This window comes from Bacillus oleivorans, from assembly GCF_900207585.1.
Classification (GTDB): Bacteria; Bacillota; Bacilli; order Bacillales; family JC228; genus Bacillus_BF; species Bacillus_BF oleivorans.
In genome coordinates, this window is sequence record NZ_OAOP01000001.1 from 191,023 (window position 1) to 207,548 (window position 16,526).

The window sequence follows — 16,526 nt, forward strand, 5'->3', positions numbered from 1 at the left end:
TCAAACTGGTTTAGAACGGAGGTGGCAATCATGACAGAAGAAAGTCAAACAAAGAAGAAAAAAAGAGGCGAGATGATTGTTGTCTGCAGTGCAAAAGGCGGAGTCGGTAAGACAACATTAACGGTCAATCTTGCCGTTGCACTCCATAAAAAGAACATCAAAATCAATGTTTTAGATGGCGATTTCCAGTTTGGGGATGTCAGTTTAGCGTTGGATCTACAAACAACATTCACGATCAAGGATGTCATTGAAGAGATAGACCGCCTTGATTCTCCTACTCTCTTAAGCTATCTATGCAGTCATGATTCAGGGGTCAGGGTCCTCCCTGCTCCGGAACGTCCAGAGTACGCCGACTTAATCACCGATACTGCAATCACAACGATTTGTGATTTTCTTGTTCAGGACCATGATTATGTGATCGTCGATACAGCGGCAGGCTTAAATGAAAAGACACTTCAATTTTTAGAAAAAGCAGACCAAATTGTTGTTGTTACTAATTTAGAAATGGCGACATTAAAGAATACAAAATTAATGTTAGATACAATAAAAATGCTGGAGCTGGACGATAAAGTTCAATTAGTGGTTAATCGGGCAACGATGGAAAGCGTTATTTCGGCGGCAGATATCCCAGACATTCTTAATATCGAAGACCCGATTTTAGTACCAAATGATTTTCAAATGGCATCACAAGCATTGAATATTGGGATTCCTTTTGTGATCAGCCAAGGAAAATCTGAGATGGCAAAGGCTTACTTTAAAATGGCAGAGCTTTTAACATCACGCCGCGAGATTGCTCCTCTTCCAAGCAGCAAAGGCCCTTCCCTATTATCAAAATTTTTCGGTCGAAAAAAAGTGAAGGAGGGAACGGTTGAATGAGCCTCTTGAAAAAAATACAAGAAAAGAAACCTGAGTTAGAAAACGATGCTTCAGAAGCAGAAGAACTGATCCAGGACGAAGCGGCACCCAAAAAAGATTTAATTTCTGTGTTTCGGGAAACGAGAAAATCGGATGGACCTAAAAAGAAATCCGCGCCTATTAAAGTTAACAAGCATCAAGAATTAAAAAATATTCTCCATAAACAAATCTTGCAGGAAATGAAGGAAGATGAAGATGTAGAAGCCATTATTCCTAAGATTGATGCAATGGCCATTGAGATTATTAAAGAGGATGAATCCTTTCGGGGGAAAGTGGACCGTAAACGTGTTGTTGAGGAATTAATCAACGATTTGACAGGCTTTGGACCGATTAATCCGCTTCTATTGGATGAAGAGGTAACCGAGGTCATGGTGAACGGGCCAAGTCAGGTTTATTGTGAGCGGAAAGGGAAGATAGTATTAACCGATATTACCTTTCGGGACCATGAACATGTCATGAGTGTAATCGAAAAAATTGTCGCACCAATTGGCAGAAGAATCGACGAAAGCAGTCCGATGGTAGATGCGCGTTTACCAGATGGCTCTCGTGTTAATGCGATTATCCCTCCATTAGCACTTAACGGACCGACCCTTACGATCCGAAAATTTTCAAAGGATCCCTTTATGATTGATGATTTAATTGATTTTGGTACATTGACATACGAAATGGCCCTCTTTTTAGAAGCGTGTGTTAAAGCAAGATTGAACGTATTTGTTAGCGGTGGGACAGGTTCAGGGAAAACGACAACTCTAAACGTCCTTTCCAATTTCATACCGAATGATGAACGGATCGTCACAATAGAGGATGCAGCCGAACTTCAGCTTGGCCAAGAACACGTAGTTTCACTAGAGTCAAGGCCGCCAAATATTGAAGGCAAAGGCGCTATTACGATCCGTGATTTGGTTAGAAACTCGCTGCGGATGCGGCCAGACCGGATTATTATCGGGGAGGTTCGTGGCTCGGAAGCATTAGATATGCTCCAAGCGATGAACACAGGACACGATGGTTCACTTGCAACGGGTCACTCGAATAGCCCGCGAGATATGATATCAAGACTAGAAACGATGGTATTACTTGCCGGGGTTGAACTTCCAGTGAAAGCCATTCGTGAACAAATTGCAGGGGCAATTGACTTAATCATTCAGCAATCACGCTTAAAAGATGGGACTAGAAAGATTGTAAAAGTTACAGAAGTTCAAGGTTTAGAAGGAGATGTCATTGTTCTCCAAGATATTTTTACCTTCCAACAAGATGGTGTCGATCAAAACGGAAAAATTCTTGGCAGACTAATCCCGACTGGAGTTCGTCCAAAGTTTTATGAACAGCTTGAAACGTCAGGCATCCATATTCCAGTAAGTGTATTTGTTGAAGAGGAGAGTTGGACCGTATGATGTGGCTTATTTTAGGGCTGGTGTTATTTACCTCCTTCTTACTTTTTACGTCATTGTTCCAAATGATCTTTTTGTCCGACAAAAGAATGCAAAAACGCATGAAAAAATATTTAGAACAGAGTGCTAAAAAGAAGCTATCTCCTAAAAGGTTTAATGCGCTTGTGCAAATTCGTCTTGCTACAAAAGGGATTCAGCAGCAGGTCCTGACAAAGGAGAAAAATTCCCGGCTCAAAGTACTTCTCAGCAGAGCTGGTGTATCTATAAAACCTGAGGAATATATTTTATTTCAATGGCTAGCTACAGCACTTGGAGGAGGCCTTTTTGTCCTGTTCACGGGAAAACTATTGTTTTTTCCAGTCGGTGCCATTATAGGGTTCTTTATACCTAAGGTGATTGTGACCAAAAAACAGCACGATCGTTTGGCCAAGTTTAATGAACAGCTACCAGACATGCTAACAACGGCAGTTGGTGCAATGCGTGCCGGCTTTAGCTTTCCGCAGGCCTTAAAGACAGTTGTCGATGAATCTGCTTCACCGATGAAGGATGAAATGGAAACGGTATTAAGAGAAATGCAGTATGGCTCAAGTATTGAGGAAGCGTTAAATGGTTTGAAAGAAAGGGTGCCTAGTGAGGATTTAGACTTGATGATTCAAGCGATACTAATCCAGCGTCAGGTAGGGGGAAACCTAGCGGTCGTTCTTGAGAAAATTATCGAAACGATCATGGACCGGACGAAAATCCAACGTCAAATTAAGACTTTGACTGCACAAGGAAGACTGTCAGGAATCGTTATTGGACTCTTACCAATTATTCTCGCATTTGTTCTATATTTAATTGAACCAGACTATATTGGAACTTTATTCACTGATACTCTTGGATTAATTCTAGTAGCAGGTGCAGCAATCTCAGGAATTATTGGCTTTTTCTTAATCCGAAAATTAACAACGATTGAGGTGTAGGAGGATGATGTATTTAACCTTTTTCTTTACGATCACATTGTTCCTATACGGACTGTATACACTACGGGCGGATAAGAAAAAGCGCGTAAAAGCCAGATTGTCTTCCGTGTTCGATAAAGATACTGATCAAAAGTCAGAGCCTATTGTTGATGAGAAAAAGAGCAGATATTCGCTTAAGCCTCTCTTTCAATTTGCCTGGAAGCATCTCCGTAAGCTATTTCAAAGAAAGCGGACGAACGAAAAAGAGGAAAAGCTAGAGCTTAAGCTGCTTCAGGCAGGAAATCCGTTCGGAATGAGAACGGCCGAATTTCGGCTTGTCCAGCTCACCCTTCTCATCCTTTTTCCGCTGGCATGTGTCGGGTACGGTTATATACTAAAGATGCCAATCGGCGGAATTACCTTTTTAGTTTTAGTCGGTGTATTAATGGGGATATATTTGCCTCATTATTATATTAAACAAAAATCAAAGATACGGAATCACCTGGCTTTACGCGAGCTTCCTGATTTTTTAGATCTATTAACTGTAAGTTTGGAAGCTGGGCTAGGCTTTGATGGGGCTATCAGTAAAGTGGTAGCGAAAAAGCAAGGAGTATTGTCTAGTGAATTCCATCGGGCTCTTGAAGAAATTAGGCTCGGAAAAACAAGAAGGGAAGCACTATTAGGGGTTCGTGAACGACTGCTCGTGGATGAAATCAGAACCCTTATGAGCAGTATTATCCAAGCAGAGAAACTTGGCATTGGGATGGTACAGGTTCTTCGGGTACAATCAAATGAAGTAAGAGAACAGCGAAAACAACGGGCTGAGGAAGCGGCGATGAAGGCGCCGATTAAAATGCTATTCCCGCTTGTACTATTTATCTTTCCAAGTCTTTTTATCGTATTACTGGGTCCAGCTATCATTCAATTTGTACAAACATTTCAATAAGAGGTTATCTCAGGAGGGGGTCTTTACCTTCACTGAGGTGACCTTTTTTATATTGATAAAGTAGATTTCCCCCATTATGATGGGAATAGACTATAAGAATAGCAGAAAAGGGTGTGTTTTTGTGAGGATAAAGGTGGGCATTATTGGTTTAGGTGCTGTAGGCGAAAGACTTTTACATAAATTTTTAGAGCATTCGGAAACGGAAGTAGCTGCAATCTGTGACGCGAATAAAGAGCGTCTCCAATCCTTTCAAGAGAGGCTGCCAGACGTACAATTTTATACCGATTATGAGCCTATTTTACAGGATAAAAACATAGATCTAGTCTATGTGGCCGTTCCCCCAAAGTTTCATCATCAAATCGCTTTAGAGGTAATTAGAGCAGGGAAGCCGATTTTATGTGAAAAACCGCTGGCGAATTCCTTCCAGGAAGCAGTTGAAATGGCGCAAGCGGCTAAAAACGCTCAAGTGGTCAATGCGATTAATTTCCCAACGCCATATAGCAGTGTATATCAGATGTTAAAGGAAAAACTGGAAAGCGTCGCAATTGGTCAAATCAAGCGGGTTGAACTGCAAATGTATTTTCAGGAATGGCCACGGTTCTGGCAGCATAATCCTTGGATTGCCAAAAGAGAGCAGGGAGGATTCGTACGGGAGGTTTCGCCACACTTCCTCCAAGTGATGATCGATCTCCTTGGTCCTGTAAAACATGTGCACTCAAAGTTAAACTATCCTGAAGACCCAACTCTTTGTGAAACCGGAATAATTGCTCATGCAGAGTTTCAGGATGGTACACCGATTTTAATTAATGGGTTAAGCGGAATTGGTCAAAAAGAGCATTTAGCTTTTAAAATATATGGGGATCAGGGCGTTCTTTCTTTAGTAAACTGGAGTCAGCTAGAGGAAGAAACACTAGAAACACCGAATACCATTATTCCGACAGAAAGAAAAGATTCATTGCTCGGGTTAATTGATGAATTGGTCAAAGCGCTAAAAGGTCAGCCAGCTAAGCTCGTAACCTTTGATCGCGGCGTGGAAGTTCAATTCGTTTTAGAACAGCTTCTGGGCCATTCTGTTGAGTAAACTAAGAGGGGTCTGACGAGGAGTCAGACCCTTAATTAATGGGAGGAGAGGTATTTGACGAAAAGAACAGCATTAGTTGTAGGTGCAACCGGATTGATTGGAAAGGAATTGGTCATGCTATTGATAGAAAATCCGCAATATGAGCGGGTTGAGATCTGGGTCCGCAGGTCCAGCGGGTTCAAGCACCCAAAGCTTACAGAACGGATGATTAACTTTGATTCTTTACAAGATATCCAAATAGAAACTCCTTTTCACGACGTTTTTTGTTGCTTAGGAACAACCATTAAAAAAGCAAAAACAAAAGACCAATTCAAAAAGGTGGATTTAGAATACCCGCTTGAATTAGCCAGATTTGCAAAAAATAATCATGCAGAACACCTCCTAGTTATATCTGCCATCGGGGCAAATGCAGGTTCTTCGATATTTTATAATCACGTAAAAGGACAATTAGAGCGGGAACTTCAAGCTTTGACCTTACCGCAGTTATCCATTTTTAGACCTTCTATATTACTAGGCAAACGGGAGGAATTCCGGTTTGGAGAAAGGCTGGGAATAATGGCTGTTTCCCTCATGAGATTCCTTTTACTAGGAAAACTAAAGAGGTATCGCGGAATTAAAGCTTCCGATGTGGCAAAGGCCATGGTTATCGCATCATTAAAGCAGCCGAAGCAGCCAGTCACCATTTATGAATCAGAAGAGATCGCGAAGCTTAGTTTGGAGGCAATATGAAAGATAAATCTGCTATTTATTCATTAATTCATTATATTGGGGCGGCTTTCGAGGAAATGGATGTTTCATACTCTTTCATTGATTCTGCCGCCCTCTGGATCCAAGGTGTAAAGCTCGAGAGACCCTTTGAAGTGAAGCTCCAATTTCAATGGGATGGAATGGACACCGTTTATCAGAGATTTTTGGTACATCAGCCTTCGCCCCTTGAAAAAGACGCAATCCGAGGCAAATTTCATTTTGACTGGAACGGGATTCAGGTTACAATGGAATGCCCTTTTAATATCACAGTTCGAACCAACCCTTATCGCATCAAAGTTGTACACGAGGGGGCAGAGCTATGGTGCTTTTCGTTGTATACCTATCTTTATAGTGATATGCCTGAAGAATGTAAAAAGGCAATCCATACATATTTACTAGAAAAACAGCATTCTGTGACTTCCCAAAATGAAGAGGCTTGGAATCAAAATCAGTACAACACCCTTGTTAATCGCTATGGAGAACCAGAGGAATTAGCTGCGAAAATCAAAAAAAATCCGGATTGGCGCTTATACCCGTTTAGAAAGTATTTAGGAGATGTAAAAAAACAAAAAGTGGTGCATTTATTGGGTTCTAATGGAATTAAAGCCATTGCTTTATCTTTGTTGGGGGCAAATGTTACTGTTGTGGACTTTTCAAAAGAAAATGAACGGTATGCGATAGAACTAGCCAAGCACGCAAATGTTGCGATTGCATATGTCGTTGCAGACATTTTCGAAGCTGCAAAGAAAGATGAAATGCAGCAAGAATTTGAAGTGGTTTTAATGGAGCTGGGTGTACTTCACTATTTTTTAGATCTAAAACCTCTGTTTGACACGGTAGAACAGCTGTTGCGGCAGGGCGGGAATTTCATATTACATGAATTTCACCCGATTTCTACTAAGCTCATTACATCCAGCGGGAAGAAACACAAGGTGACCGGCAATTATTTTGATCCTGCCATTGTGGAAAATCAAGTGGCTTTTTCAAAGCATGTAGATGAAGAACAGAAACAGACACTTCCTACAGTGCTGCATCGAAAATGGACACTTGGAGAGGTCATTACATCGGCAGCACAGGCTGGCTTAACCATTGAAATTCTCGAAGAAGAGCCCAATCATAAAAGTCATGATATTGGTTTGCCCAAGACATTTACACTGGTCGCATCAAAAAAATAATGGACAGAAATCTTCTGCTCGTCAGCAGGGGATTTTTTATGCCTATCAGAACAGGTGGCTAAACCTTTCTAGTTAATTTGTTAGAATTGTACTAGAATGAGAGAAGAGTTACACGACTTCGTATTTTTTTGTAGATTACTAGAATATTTGCAGCATGTAGCCGGAGGGTCTATGAACAATCGAACATTAATGATAAATCCTTTTTTCTTTTTAATGTTTGGGTCGCTTCTGATTTTGATCCAAACGAACAGCTATCTTCTGTTAGGGGTATGGGGCAGTCTCGCCATTTTAGTATATGTAAAGCTGGGTAAGACCGGGAGATTGTTTATCGTAACCAATTTACTATTTGGAGTTGGATTTTCGCTATATTTATTTGTAATCACCCAAGGCCTTGCCGGCATAGGCTCGCCAGAATGGCATTTATTTTTAGATAGATTGTCTTTGGCGATTATGTTAATTCCATTCTTATGTATATCTGTTGCTAACAAAGTTTCATTTATTCGATTTTGGAAAGGACCCATGTGGAATGAGTTCGTTCATTTTCCCTTTATCTGGTCGGGGTTTCACAAAGTATTTTTTACCGATTGCATTAGCGATAAATATGATTATAATGATGCCTTTTATCGTAAATAAGGGATGGCTATACATTGAGGAAGTATGGGTTCTTGCTGTGATATTTGCGCTTACCAACGCAACCTTTGAAGAACTAATTTGGAGAGGGGTTCTGCTCAGTCGTTTTTCAGAACAGCTCGGAGAAAAATGGGCAGTTGTATTAACCAGTTTAGGTTTTGGTTTGCAGCACTATTCCTTAGGGTTTTCCTGGCTGGTTTGCTTAGGATTTGCGGTAGGCGGACTTTTTTATGGCGGAATTACTGTTAAGTCAGGAAGTATCTTTCCAGCGTGGATTTGGCATCTAGTTCTTAACTTTTTAATGGTGTTCAGTGGACTCATTTTATAAGAGATAAACTGGAAAAAATGAGGTGTACATACCTATTCCTAAAAAGGATAACGTAAGATAGAAAAGGCATAACAATATAGGGGGTGAATTTGATGGGGTTTTTAGATGGGCTGATGGGCAATGCTTCAGAGATGAAGCTAGAGGAAGTTCAAAAGGATTATGCAAATCTGCTTTCCAGTACGGAAAGAATTGAAAAGGCATATAAACTGATTCGGGATCTTTTCATTTTTACAAATAAACGCTTAATCCTGATTGATAAACAAGGAGTTACAGGGAAAAAAGTAGATTATCATTCGATTCCATACAAAAGCATTTCCCATTTTAGCATAGAAACAGCCGGGAATTTCGATCTCGATGCCGAATTAAAAATTTGGATCTCGAGTAATGAGACGCCAATCGTGAAACAATTTAATAAATCATTAAACATCTATGATGTGCAAAAGGTATTAGCTGAGTATGTGCTGGGTTAGAAGCAGGCGATTCATTTAACTTGAGAAAAGGCAAGATAACCGAACTCGGAGCCGGATAACCAAACTCAGAGTTCGGTTAACTGAACTTAGGATCTGATAACCGGACTCAGAGATCAGATAACGGAACTTAGATAAACCATCAAATTACTTTAGTGCTTTCGCCGCTAATCCAAGGATAAATACAAAAATTATCGCTCCTATCAGTGCAGGGAAAACGGCGATTCCGCCAATGATTGGACCAAACGCTCCAAAAAGCTGTGCGCCAATCCAAGCTCCGCCAATTCCAGCGACAAGATGGCCAATGAATCCTCCGGGTACACTTTTTCCGATGACTTCGCTGGACATCCATCCAATAATACCGCCAACCAGCAGGTAAAAGAGAAGCTCCACCTCTTGTTACCCTCCTCTATTGAGAGATTCCTTGTACTAATAGGATATGAACAGCGGACAACCTTTGTTTGGACGCATAGATTAGTTGGAAGGATAACGGTCATTTTAGATACAATAAGCCATGTTTTACAAAAATTGTGTTTACATTCCAATCGGATTTGCATATAATACAATCAACTATATGAGTGGAAAGGGTGATGTGCTATGACTAAGAAAAATATAATGACGCCAATTGTAATAAATTTCATAGTGCAGCCCGTTAAGAAAGAATCGGCAAAGTAATTACGTATGTCTTCTATTTGAAAATGGAATTTTCCACGGGCTGCAATCTATGCTCGTGGTTTTTTAATGGACCGTGAGAACGGTCTTTTTTCATTTTAAAAATGATTTTCAAATGGAGGAAATAACGTTGAAACTAGATCAATTAGGATGGGATTCTCAATTAGAAGAAGCTTTTTTACCATATAAAGAAACAGGCTTTACGGCCGGGAGAGTTGGACTTGAGCATAAGGGGAGTTATCGGATTTTTACAGAAACAGGCGTACTGTTAGGTGAAATCTCGGGAAAAATGAGATTTGAGTCTGCAAAACGTGAGGACTTCCCTGCCGTTGGTGATTGGGTTGTAATTCAAGCTAGAACAGACGAAAAACGTGCAACGATTCATGCTATTTTACCAAGGAAAAGCAAGTTTTCCCGTAAGGCAGCGGGGCTTACAACAGAAGAACAGATTATTGCAGCAAATGTCGACACTTTGTTCATCGTAACAGCCCTTAACCATGACTTTAACCCGCGCAGGGTCGAACGGTTTATGATTATGGCGTGGGAAAGCGGGGCGAACCCGGTGATTGTGCTAAGTAAAGCAGACCTTTGTGAAAATCCTGAAGAAAAGGTCCTTGAAATGGAATCAGTTGCTTTGGGTGTTCCGATTATTGTTATAAGTGTCAAAGAAAACATCGGCTTAGATGAAATAGCGGATTCTATCAAGCCTGGTCAAACGGTGGCCCTGCTTGGCTCATCCGGTGTAGGAAAATCGACGCTAATTAATACGTTGGCAGGAGAAGAGATCCAAAAGGTACAGGATATCCGTGAAGGTGATGATAAAGGAAGGCATACCACCACCCATCGGGAAATGGTATTGCTCCCGAGTGGAGGCGTCTTGATTGATACCCCTGGAATGAGAGAATTCCAATTATGGGAAGCAGGGGAAGGCTTAGAAAACAGCTTCCAGGATATTGAATCGCTGGCTGAGCAATGTCTTTTCCGGGATTGCCGGCACCAGTCTGAACCACAGTGTGCGGTTCAGGCGGCGATTCTCTCAGGTGAATTAGATCAGAAAAGATATGATAGCTACCTTAAATTACAGAAGGAATTAGCGTATATAGAAAGAAAGACGAATCAAAAGGTCCGGCTTGATGATAAGAAAAAGTGGAAAAATATATCGAAGTTCCAGAAGAATTTTTATAAGGGCAAGTAAGAAAGCCTTATTGGGGATTTCCGTTTCTCCAATAAGGCTTCTTTTTCGCAAAAATTCAGGACATAACAAGAAGTGACAGGCAGTCTCAGTGCCCGAAAATAGGTAACCCCGGAAAAAACGGTCATTGACAGGCAGTTTCAGTGCCCGAAAATAGGTAACCCCGGAAAAAACCGTCACTGACAGGCAGTCTCAGTGCCCGAAAATAGGTAACCCCGGAAAAAACGGTCATTGACAGGCAGTTTCAGTGCCCGAAAATAGGTAACCCCGGAAAAAACCGTCACTGACAGACAGTCTCAGTGCCCGAAAGTGGGTAACCCTGGAAAAAACGGTCACTGACAGACAGTTTCAGTGCCCAAAATGGGTAGTCCCGGAAAAAAGGTCACTGACAGACAGTCTCAGTGCCCGAAAATGGGTAGTCCCGGAAAAAAAGGTCACTGACAGACAGCCTCAGTGCCCGAAAATAGGTAGTCCCGGAAAAAAAGGTCACTGACAGACAGTCTCAGTGCCCGAAAATGGGTAGTCCCGGAAAAAAGGTCACTGACAGATAGACTCAAAGCCCGAATGTGGGTTGAAAGCGATCCGATGAATGATTTGCCTTCAGTTAAACCACCATATTATTAATGTCCATGGCCAGGCGTCGTGCCGTCAGGAGGCATGCTGAATTGCAGGTGTTCTTCATGCGTAACAAAGTAATGATGGATATCGTAATGTGGGATTTCAAAGCCTGGGTGTCCATTTGGCACTAACTCAATATCTGTGTGAACAATTGGCGGAGAAGGAACTCCTTTCATACCAGGTATATCAACGATAGTCTCTCCATTTACAAAAAACTCCTTTGAAATCATCTGCTCAATGAAAATAAGCTTTCCATCCTCTACCCCAAAGATGGGTCCAGTAGGCAAATCAGCTGGATTCGCCCAGTGCTGTCCCATCCCCGGTACGCCAGGTGCATACACATCATTTCCTTCCAGACCAATGGTGCCGTCAGGCAGATCGAGAACATAACAAACCCATGGCTCTACGGTTTGATCCCAATCTACATTTTCAGCCCCGGTTGCTTTTGCGATTGCGCGAACATGAACAGCAGGTCTGTTTTTATATATCTTCGCGTCTAATGCAGCTCCGTTAATCGTAAATGTCATTTTGGTTTTATCAAAAGAGTATTCTTTTCCCAATAATTCGGCGTAGGCTATCGCATCGACAAATAACATATTAGGGGTCAGATGATTTCCCTCGCCTTTAACATCTACCCCATTAATTTGTACAACAAATTCCTCATCAATAATTCTGTTTGAAAAACTGGCTCCAAGTGCTGGTGTCACAACTGCTAAGGCTAAAATAACAAAAGCAAGTAAAACAATAATCCGATTTTTCCGCATCTTTGCTCCTCCCTATGATCTAAAATATACCCCTTCTGATATTACGTCCGGATTAAGACTTTAGAACTATAGGAGAATAATTTTTCATAAATCGGTTTATTGGGGTTAAATGGAATATCGGCTGGGCATTCACCTATACAGGAATAGCTGCATACAGTAGAACTGTACGATGGATGAAAATGATCCATAAAGGAGTGCGTAAGTATGGAGGGAAAGGTTTTAAATTACTATGCAGGCGGTAACACAGCAAGAGGCTTTTATAGTTTGTATGATTCAAACTTCCAGGCGTTAGATCGGCTTTTTATTTTAAAAGGCGGACCAGGAACAGGGAAATCGACCTTAATGAAGAAAATTGGACAGATATGGAACCTTAGAGGGTTTGATACGGAGCTGCTTCATTGTTCCTCTGACAATGATTCTATTGATGGAGTCATCATTCCAAAGCTTAAGGTAGGAGTAGTGGATGGCACAGCTCCACATGTCATTGAGCCGAAAGCACCAGGAGCAATAGAAGATTATGTGAACCTAGGAGAAGCATGGGATTCAGGCTTGTTAGCACAGGAAAAAGATGCGATTCTTTCATTAAATGGAAAAATTAAAGAAGCCTTTGATTCGGCCTATAGAAGCTTTGGGGAAGCCTTAAAAATTCATGAGACTTTAGAAAAAATCTACATTGAAAATATGGATTTTGAAAAAGCGGATGAATTAGCCGAGAATTTAATCGAACAATTTTTTGGATCGCTTTCTTTAAATAAAAAATCAGCCATTGTTCACCGCTATCTAGGAGCTGCCACCCCAAAGGGAGCCATCGATTTTGTCCCTAATTTAACGGAAGAACTCTCAAAAAGATATTTTATCAAAGGAAGAGCGGGAACAGGGAAATCAACGCTATTAAAAAAACTAGCTCAAAGTGCAGAAGCAAAAGGATTAGATGTAGAAGTCTATCATTGCGGGTTTGATCCTCATAGCTTAGATATGCTCATCTTTCGGGAATTGGGAATTGCAATCTTTGACAGTACGGCTCCTCATGAATACTTCCCTGAGAGAACGGGAGATGAGATCATTGATATGTATGACCTCCTCGTGACTCCGGGAACAGATGAAAAATATGCAGACGAAATCGAAGATCTATCAACGCAATATAAGAATAAGATGGCAGAAGGAATTTCTTCTCTCGCTCAGGCAAAAACCATACACGATGATTTAGAAGAAATCTATGTAAATGCAATGGATTTCTCTGTCGTTGATAGAATCAATGGAAAGATCATTGATGAAATCGACGAAATGGAGGGTAAATTCCTATAGATATTCATTAAAAAACCACCATTTATGGTGGTTTTTTGCAGATAAGGAGGAATCGGGCTCCCCAGCCATGAATAAATATTTATCTAAACTGAAAAGGAGTGCTAGATCGTGAAAGAATTAATTGGCCCATGTACAGTTTGCGGAAAAGATATTTACTGCCTTGACGGATTTTTAAATGGAGTCATACAGGATGATGGAACGGTTATTTGCTTTGATTGTGAAGGCGAAGAAATCTAAGGAAATAATCTCCCCAAACTCTGTTATTATGCAATTATGCGTTTCGCTTATTGATATATAATTTTTTCGTTTTGTCACTGGCAAACCCATAAATAACATCTTTTGGATCAAGATTTTTTTTCGCCAGTTCTTCCATCAGCCATTCTTTATTTAATCCCAGCAGCTTTAAGTTTCGATATTGAATGCGCCCATCTACAATAACCGCAATCGGCAAGCCTTCATCTTCGATCTGGATATTCATATGCCCCACTGTTACAGGAGTATTCTCTGCCTTCGGAATTACACTTACTTCGCCAATAGGTTCGAGCAAAGCATATTCTACATCGGAAACCTTAGGATACCCTTTGCTGCGGAGGATGGCTAGCACTTGGGAAATCGAGAGATGCGATTTTTCAAGATTGTCTTCTAAAATAACCCCATTTTTAATAATGAGGGTCGGTTCCCCTAAAAAGAAGCGATTGCCAATCTGGTTTAAGGTGAGCATGGAAAAAACAATATGAAAAACAACGATAATGCCTAAGGCTAATAAAGTAGGCCAGAATTCTGTACTAATCAGCGGTTCAGAAGCAATCGTTCCAATAATGATGATGGCCACCAGATCATATGGTGTCATTTGCACAATCGATGATTTCCCCATGAGCCGCATCACTGCTATCGTAACTAGATAGAGAATAAAAACTTTGAAAAGTAAGAACAAATCAATTCACCGTTCCTCATCGAAAAAGTCCTAAGAGCCATTTGTAGTATGTGTAAAACAAGGAAAAATATAGATTTTGTAAGTAAAAAAGCCCGCCATCATGACGGACTCTCTATACGGAGGGGATGATTGAAATGAGAGTGAATAAAGGATTCCCATAATCTGATAGCGTATTTAATAAAGGGGAGAAAGACTTTTAGAAAAGAGGCACAGATATTTTGGAAGCATCGAATGAAATGACCATCCTGCCAATTGAAGAATATCAAAGATCGATTTTGGAAAATTTAATGCAGTTCTACTTCTACGATTTTTCGGAGTTTAATGGTGCAGACGTTACAGAAACGGGACTTTATGGTGAGTATCCGTACATAGATTATTATTGGATTGAGAAGAACCGTTTTCCCTTTTTTATTTATGCTAAGGGAAAGCTGGCTGGTTTTGCATTAGTCAGCCGGATAAATCAGGGCGATCAAAGCTATTATTCTATGTCAGAGTTTTTCATATTAAGGAAGTTTAGAAGGAATGGGCTTGGCGGAAAAGCGGCTAATAAAATTTTTGAACAGTTTAAAGGGGATTGGAAAGTTACACAAATCTTAACAAACCATCCGGCTCAAAAATTCTGGCGAAGAGTGATTCATGAATTTACCAATGGAAAATATAGTGAAATGGTCAATGAAAAGACCGTCATACAACTATTTAAGAGTCGATAATGAAGAGAGGGATAGGCATGGAAATACGGAAGGTGAAACGGGAAGAATTTGATCAATGCTTAAGAATTTCGGAGTACGCTTTTCAATATACTCTGCCTGAGAATGAACGAGAAACTAGAATGAGAGACATGGAAATGTATGAGATTTGGGGGGAGTTTGAAAACAGCTCTTTAATTTCAAAGGTAAATGTTATTCCGTTTCAAACGAACATAGCTAACAAAATGTTTTCGATGGGCGGGATAGCTGGTGTAGCAACCTACCCTGAGAAAAGAAGAAACGGGAGTGTAACCCGTCTTTTATTGGCCGCGTTAAAAGAAATGAGGCAATCCGGACAAATAATCAGCTTTTTACACCCCTTTAACATTGGCTTCTATCGGAAATTTGGTTGGGAAAATGCGTCCGAATTTAAAATGATTACTTTAGAGAAGCACGATCTCAAGCCAATCTATGACTTACATCCGAATCAAGGCAGGATGGTACGTTTCAATAGGAAAGAGAGCATTCCTTATCTTCGAGAAGTATATGATCAGATAAAAATACGGTACAATGGATTGCTTGAAAGAACGGATGAATGGTGGGAAAAGAGAGTTCATCCTCAAGCGCTATATACTGCTGTCTACTTTAACCAGGATAATCAGGCGTACGGCTATGTATTATATTCAATCAAAGAGAGCGAATGCCAGATTAAAGAGTTCATGTTTATAAATGAAGAGGCAAGAACTAAGCTTTGGAACTTCGTCTGTCAGCATGATTCGATGGTGAAAAAGGTGCAAATCTGGACATTTTTGGACGACCCAATCGATGTGTTTCTGCCGGTCGCAAAAACGGCGGAAGTTAAACCATATGGAATGGTGCGGATTGTGGATGTCCATGAATTTTTAAAGTCCTATCCATTTCAAGGTCAGCTGGAAGGTTTGACCTTACTAGTTGATGACCCATTCTGTGAATGGAATACAGGAGCGTATACATTTACGAAAGACTCGGTTACATATAGACCATTGGACTCTGTACAGATCCAGCAGGAAAAAGGGGTATGGCTGGAAATCGGAACATTAAGTGCTGTAATGGTAAATTACCGTACCCCGACCTTTTTCCGCCGCCATGGGAAAATTAAAGGAAGCCTGGAAGAGACCAAGAGGCTGGAAGCTGCTTTGCCTGAAAATCCAGCAGCAGTGATTGATTTCTTTTAAAATGGAGGAAAGAATGAGTGATATTATACTTGGCACATAAAGAAGGTCAGGATAACACTGGAATAGTCAAAATTTCACTTTCGGGGGATGGGATGAAGCGATGAAAATGAAGTGGTTCAGGGTCTGTGAAATTTTACTCGGCATTATATTTTTAGGAGCGGGAATCAATGGATACCTGGTTTTATTCGGCTTTGAGCCAGTCATGCCAACTAGTCCCCAGGCAATGGAATTCTTGGGGACAGGGTACCTGCTATCCCTTGAAAAAACCACAGAAATCATCTGTGGATTACTGTTGCTCATTCGTCGTTTCATTCCTCTCACTTTATTAGTGTTAGGTGGTCTTATCGTGAATATCTTGGCATTTCATATTTTTGTTGACCATACCCTGCTTCCATTGGCAATCCTGCTGGTTTTATTAGAGATCTTGCTGTTGTGGGGTTATCGAAATAACTTTAAAACTTTATTTCAGTCGAAAAATGATCTTTCTCTATAGAAGCAGCAACAAAAGGGATCTCAACGCTAT

19 protein-coding genes are annotated in these 16,526 nt (G+C 40.7%); 16 read left to right on the forward strand and 3 right to left on the reverse strand.

Translation table 11 applies throughout. The annotated features are described in order from the left end of the window. Nucleotides 1-30: 30 nt before the first annotated feature. The 10 genes from CRO56_RS00880 to CRO56_RS00920 all read left to right on the forward strand — a co-directional run bounded on the left by CRO56_RS00880 (nt 31) and on the right by CRO56_RS00920 (nt 8,621). Nucleotides 31-876 carry a CpaE/TadZ family protein gene (locus tag CRO56_RS00880; RefSeq protein ID WP_097156714.1) on the forward strand — a complete coding sequence of 282 codons (846 nt, stop codon included), beginning with the start codon at nt 31-33 and terminating at the stop codon, nt 874-876. Then, on the forward strand, nt 873-2,306 hold the full coding sequence (locus tag CRO56_RS00885; RefSeq protein ID WP_097156715.1) for a TadA family conjugal transfer-associated ATPase: 1,434 nt from the start codon (nt 873-875) through the stop codon (nt 2,304-2,306). The genes CRO56_RS00880 and CRO56_RS00885 overlap by 4 nt, the downstream gene beginning before the upstream one ends. After that, the gene (locus CRO56_RS00890) at nt 2,303-3,265 is read left to right on the forward strand and encodes a type II secretion system F family protein (protein ID WP_097156716.1); all 963 of its coding nucleotides are present in this window, start codon (nt 2,303-2,305) and stop codon (nt 3,263-3,265) included. The genes CRO56_RS00885 and CRO56_RS00890 overlap by 4 nt, the downstream gene beginning before the upstream one ends. 4 nt (nt 3,266-3,269) lie before the next feature. Continuing rightward, nucleotides 3,270-4,190, forward strand: coding sequence for a type II secretion system F family protein (locus tag CRO56_RS00895; RefSeq protein WP_097156717.1), 921 nt, complete (start codon nt 3,270-3,272; stop codon nt 4,188-4,190). 121 nt (nt 4,191-4,311) lie between these two features. Beyond that, a complete protein-coding gene (locus tag CRO56_RS00900) occupies nt 4,312-5,271 on the forward strand; it encodes a Gfo/Idh/MocA family protein (protein WP_097156718.1) in 960 nt (319 codons plus the stop codon). Nucleotides 5,272-5,325: 54 nt separating this feature from the next. Further along, on the forward strand, nt 5,326-6,000 hold the full coding sequence (locus CRO56_RS00905) for an oxidoreductase (protein ID WP_097156719.1): 675 nt from the start codon (nt 5,326-5,328) through the stop codon (nt 5,998-6,000). Next, the gene (locus tag CRO56_RS00910) at nt 5,997-7,193 is read left to right on the forward strand and encodes a methyltransferase domain-containing protein (RefSeq protein ID WP_245855534.1); all 1,197 of its coding nucleotides are present in this window, start codon (nt 5,997-5,999) and stop codon (nt 7,191-7,193) included. The genes CRO56_RS00905 and CRO56_RS00910 overlap by 4 nt, the downstream gene beginning before the upstream one ends. Nucleotides 7,194-7,364: 171 nt before the next feature. Continuing rightward, nucleotides 7,365-7,826, forward strand: coding sequence for a hypothetical protein (locus tag CRO56_RS22720; RefSeq protein WP_179714125.1), 462 nt, complete (start codon nt 7,365-7,367; stop codon nt 7,824-7,826). Next, the gene (locus CRO56_RS00915) at nt 7,807-8,151 is read left to right on the forward strand and encodes a CPBP family intramembrane glutamic endopeptidase (protein ID WP_179714126.1); all 345 of its coding nucleotides are present in this window, start codon (nt 7,807-7,809) and stop codon (nt 8,149-8,151) included. Before CRO56_RS22720 ends, CRO56_RS00915 begins: the two co-directional genes overlap by 20 nt. Nucleotides 8,152-8,243: 92 nt before the next feature. Next, nucleotides 8,244-8,621: a PH domain-containing protein gene (locus CRO56_RS00920; protein ID WP_097156721.1), complete on the forward strand. Its 378-nt coding sequence runs from the start codon at nt 8,244-8,246 to the stop codon at nt 8,619-8,621. Nucleotides 8,622-8,765: 144 nt separating this feature from the next. Here the strand turns inward: CRO56_RS00920 and CRO56_RS00925 are convergent, their stop codons facing one another. Next, nucleotides 8,766-9,011, reverse strand: a complete 246-nt coding sequence (locus tag CRO56_RS00925; RefSeq protein WP_097156722.1) for a GlsB/YeaQ/YmgE family stress response membrane protein — start codon at nt 9,009-9,011, stop codon at nt 8,766-8,768. Nucleotides 9,012-9,420: 409 nt separating this feature from the next. On the opposite strand from CRO56_RS00925, the gene rsgA reads away from it, so the two are divergent. After that, a complete protein-coding gene (rsgA, locus tag CRO56_RS00930; RefSeq protein ID WP_425427155.1) occupies nt 9,421-10,485 on the forward strand; it encodes a ribosome small subunit-dependent GTPase A in 1,065 nt (354 codons plus the stop codon). A gap of 617 nt (nt 10,486-11,102) precedes the next feature. Here rsgA and CRO56_RS00935 read toward each other — a convergent pair. After that, nucleotides 11,103-11,864, reverse strand: coding sequence for a hypothetical protein (locus tag CRO56_RS00935; RefSeq protein ID WP_097156723.1), 762 nt, complete (start codon nt 11,862-11,864; stop codon nt 11,103-11,105). A 204-nt stretch (nt 11,865-12,068) separates the two neighbouring features. On the opposite strand from CRO56_RS00935, the gene CRO56_RS00940 reads away from it, so the two are divergent. Beyond that, nucleotides 12,069-13,169: a PRK06851 family protein gene (locus tag CRO56_RS00940; protein WP_097156724.1), complete on the forward strand. Its 1,101-nt coding sequence runs from the start codon at nt 12,069-12,071 to the stop codon at nt 13,167-13,169. 108 nt (nt 13,170-13,277) lie between these two features. Further along, entirely contained in the window at nt 13,278-13,406 is a 129-nt protein-coding gene (locus CRO56_RS23360; protein ID WP_281257271.1) for a hypothetical protein, read from the forward strand. 34 nt (nt 13,407-13,440) lie between these two features. On the opposite strand, the gene CRO56_RS00945 is transcribed toward CRO56_RS23360, so the two are convergent. After that, nucleotides 13,441-14,103 (reverse strand): DUF421 domain-containing protein, encoded by a 663-nt coding sequence (locus tag CRO56_RS00945; protein WP_097156725.1) that lies wholly within the window; start codon nt 14,101-14,103, stop codon nt 13,441-13,443. A 218-nt stretch (nt 14,104-14,321) separates the two neighbouring features. On the opposite strand from CRO56_RS00945, the gene CRO56_RS00950 reads away from it, so the two are divergent. The 3 genes from CRO56_RS00950 to CRO56_RS00960 all read left to right on the forward strand — a co-directional run bounded on the left by CRO56_RS00950 (nt 14,322) and on the right by CRO56_RS00960 (nt 16,496). Next, entirely contained in the window at nt 14,322-14,813 is a 492-nt protein-coding gene (locus CRO56_RS00950; protein ID WP_245855535.1) for a GNAT family N-acetyltransferase, read from the forward strand. 17 nt (nt 14,814-14,830) lie between these two features. Then, entirely contained in the window at nt 14,831-16,003 is a 1,173-nt protein-coding gene (locus CRO56_RS00955; RefSeq protein ID WP_179714127.1) for a GNAT family N-acetyltransferase, read from the forward strand. A gap of 106 nt (nt 16,004-16,109) precedes the next feature. Beyond that, nucleotides 16,110-16,496: a hypothetical protein gene (locus CRO56_RS00960; protein WP_342745863.1), complete on the forward strand. Its 387-nt coding sequence runs from the start codon at nt 16,110-16,112 to the stop codon at nt 16,494-16,496. Nucleotides 16,497-16,526: the final 30 nt, after the last annotated feature.

Excerpts from the sequence above, each read along its gene's own strand:
- CRO56_RS00880 (WP_097156714.1), top strand. The coding sequence starts at position 31 with ATGACAGAAGAAAGTCAAACAAAGAAGAAAAAAAGAGGCGAGATGATT.
- CRO56_RS00885 (WP_097156715.1), top strand. The coding sequence starts at position 873 with ATGAGCCTCTTGAAAAAAATACAAGAAAAGAAACCTGAGTTAGAAAAC.
- CRO56_RS00890 (WP_097156716.1), top strand. The coding sequence starts at position 2,303 with ATGATGTGGCTTATTTTAGGGCTGGTGTTATTTACCTCCTTCTTACTT.
- CRO56_RS00895 (WP_097156717.1), top strand. The coding sequence starts at position 3,270 with ATGATGTATTTAACCTTTTTCTTTACGATCACATTGTTCCTATACGGA.
- CRO56_RS00910 (WP_245855534.1), top strand. The coding sequence starts at position 5,997 with ATGAAAGATAAATCTGCTATTTATTCATTAATTCATTATATTGGGGCG.
- CRO56_RS22720 (WP_179714125.1), top strand. The coding sequence starts at position 7,365 with ATGAACAATCGAACATTAATGATAAATCCTTTTTTCTTTTTAATGTTT.
- CRO56_RS00915 (WP_179714126.1), top strand. The coding sequence starts at position 7,807 with ATGCCTTTTATCGTAAATAAGGGATGGCTATACATTGAGGAAGTATGG.
- CRO56_RS00920 (WP_097156721.1), top strand. The coding sequence starts at position 8,244 with ATGGGGTTTTTAGATGGGCTGATGGGCAATGCTTCAGAGATGAAGCTA.
- CRO56_RS00935 (WP_097156723.1), bottom strand. The coding sequence starts at position 11,864 with ATGCGGAAAAATCGGATTATTGTTTTACTTGCTTTTGTTATTTTAGCC.
- CRO56_RS00940 (WP_097156724.1), top strand. The coding sequence starts at position 12,069 with ATGGAGGGAAAGGTTTTAAATTACTATGCAGGCGGTAACACAGCAAGA.
- CRO56_RS00955 (WP_179714127.1), top strand. The coding sequence starts at position 14,831 with ATGGAAATACGGAAGGTGAAACGGGAAGAATTTGATCAATGCTTAAGA.
- CRO56_RS00960 (WP_342745863.1), top strand. The coding sequence starts at position 16,110 with ATGAAGTGGTTCAGGGTCTGTGAAATTTTACTCGGCATTATATTTTTA.